The sequence below is a fragment of the Streptomyces tricolor genome, assembly GCF_002155905.1.
Lineage (GTDB): Bacteria > Actinomycetota > Actinomycetes > Streptomycetales > Streptomycetaceae > Streptomyces > Streptomyces tricolor.
This window is the reverse complement of record NZ_MUMF01000632.1, coordinates 1-2502: the sequence shown is the minus strand read 5'-3', so window position 1 is coordinate 2502 and position 2502 is coordinate 1. Positions and strand designations below refer to the sequence as shown.

The window sequence follows — 2502 nt, the reverse complement described above, 5'->3', positions numbered from 1 at the left end:
CGGCCTGGACGACCTGCGGCGGCCGGCCGCAGGTCGTCCAGGCCGAGCGGCAGCGGGGTCAGGAACCGCTGGAAGTCCGGGCGCTGCTGCAGTTCCGTGATGAGCCGGGCCGCGTGCTCGGTGGCGGCCCGCTGCTCGGCGATCTCCTCCGGGCCCGGCCTGCGGCCGGGCTCCACGCTCCGGCGCAGCGCCCGCACCCGGTCCAGGGCGGACCGGAGCCGGGCGTGCAGGGCGGCGTCGGCGCCGTGCAGCGCGGACAGCTCGCGGCGGGCGTTGAGCGCGGTGGACAGCAGATGGGCGCGGCCGTCCTCCAGTGTCTCCAGGGCCTCCACCGGGTCGTGCCGGTCCAGCGCCTGGGCGGCGCCGTCGCCGGCCAGCCGGATGATCAGACTGGGCGAGCGTCCCGCCGCGGCCGGCCCGGTCTCCAGCAGCCGCCCGCGCTGGACGCGGCTCTGCGCGGCGGACGCCCACTGCTGCGCCAGCAGCACCGTGCCCAGATCCGGCTCGCGGGTCGCGGTCAGCTCCCGGGCCAGCGCCTCGGCCTCGGTGTAGTCGGCCTCCTCCGACCACAGCCCGTGCCGGGTGAACAGGTGCATGGCCAGCGTGGTGCGGGTGTCGTCGTACTCCCGGGTGCCCGGTGTCAGCCGGGCCAGCCTGCGGCGGGCGCCGCGGACCCCGTCCTCCAGCGCCTGTACGTGCTCGAACGGGGAGTCGTACGCGAACGCCAGCGCCGTGTGCCCGGCGAAGAGTTCGGGGCTCAGCCCCATGTCCGCCATCCGCTGCGGCAGTTCCTCGTACAGCTCGCGCAGCAGCGGCAGCGTCTCGCGCATCCGCTCCAGCCGGGCGGTGTCGTCGCCCTCGGCGTGCAGGGCCGACATGACGAGCAGCGTGGCCCGCCCGGTGCGCAGCAGACGGTGTTCGCGGGAGTCCGGCGGCGCCGCGGCGAGCAGCCGGTCGTAGACGTCGAGGATCTCGCCGAGGGCGCTCGTGTCGACCGGCTCCCGGGGCTCCGGCTCCGCGGTCCCGCCCCGCAGCAGGTCGGTCAGGGCCTGCGCGCGTGCGGCCTCGGGCAGCCGGGCGAGGCGCTGGAACTCCAGTTCCAGGGCGCGGTCGACGATGTCGTGCAGCGAGGTCTGCCCGGGGTGGCCGAGGACCAGCTTGCCGAGGTCCATCAGTTCCTGGCCGCGTCCGCTGCCGCCGCCCTGCGGGCCCATGCCGAGCAGGCTCAGCACGGCGGCGATGGGATGGTCGCCGTCCCCCGACATCGCCGCTTGCACGATGGCGTCGATGGCGTCCACGTCGGCCTGCGCCTCGGGGCCGAGGCCGGGCCGGGCGGGCGGTTCGTCCGGACCGAGGGCCTCCGCGCGCAGCCGCGCGAGGGTGTCGCCGGTCGGCCCGGCATCCCCGGTGAACACCGGGTCGGCGGCGGCGAGCAGCCCGATGCCCTCCTGGGGCCGCCCCGCCGCGATCAGGTTGGCGGCCAGCCGCAGCCGTACGTCCTCCCGCTCGGGGTGTCCCTCCGGGGTCAGGTCGAGCAGCCGGCGCAGCGCGTCGGCGGCGTCCGCGGCGAGTCGGGCCGCGCGGTCCGGGTCGGCCCGGGGCAGGCCGATCAGCGTGGCCCGGGACAGCCGCTCCAGATGGGCGCGGAGCGCCGCGTGGTCCTCGGCCGGGGTGAGTTCGAGGGCGCGGCGCAGCGCGGCGACGGCCTCGTCCCGGACCGCGGGCGACATCTCCTCGTCCCGCTCGGCGTTCGTGGCGTGCAGGGTGAGGACATAGCCCAGGTCGGAGTGCATCTGCGCCGCGTTGCCGTCGGCGGGGCCGGCGCCGCGGGTCGCCGTCCGCAGCAGTTCGATCACCTCCGGCAGCCGGGAGCGGTCCTCGGTCCGCGCCGCGGTGGCCAGCAGCGCGAGGGCGAGGCCGTTGGCGCAGCGGGCGTGGTTGCCGTGGTCCGGGGGAGTGGCCGCGAACGCCGTACGGAACACGCGGACCGCCTCGTCGAGCCGGTCGGGCGCACCGGGGGTGCCCTGGCCGGGTGCGTCGCTGAGGACCAGCAGGGCGTAGCCGAGGTTGCAGCCGGCCACCGCCCGGTCGGGGCCCTCGGCCGCCAGGTGCGGCAGGGCGCCGCGGGTCAGCACGGCACAGGCCTCCAGCGCTTCCGGCCAGGTCAGGTTGATGCCCAGGTCCAGCAGCAGATAGCCGAGGTTGACCAGGGACGCGGCGTGCTCCTGGACGACGGCCTGCGGGTCCTCGGGGCGGCCGGTACCGAGCAGCGCGTCGAGACCGGCGCGCAGCGCCGGCGGCAGCGGGTCGGGGGTGCCCGGCAGATGGCAGTGGAAGGGGCCGAGCAGCAGCAGGCCCATCCGGGCGTCCGCCTCGCCGGCGGCCGTGTCCCGGCGGTCGTCGGCGCGGACCAGCAGGGACACGCCGAGGGTGTACGCCACCTCCTGGTCCACGCCGGGGCCGCCGTCCGAGGCGCTGAGCACCAGGTGGCGCAGCAGCGCG

At 77.1% G+C, this 2502-nt stretch carries 1 protein-coding gene; it reads right to left on the bottom strand.

What is annotated here, in order from left to right; genetic code table 11:
- Nucleotides 1–2502 (bottom strand): hypothetical protein (locus CCN44_RS44715; RefSeq protein ID WP_414820541.1); only part of this gene is annotated, 2502 nt, incomplete at both ends.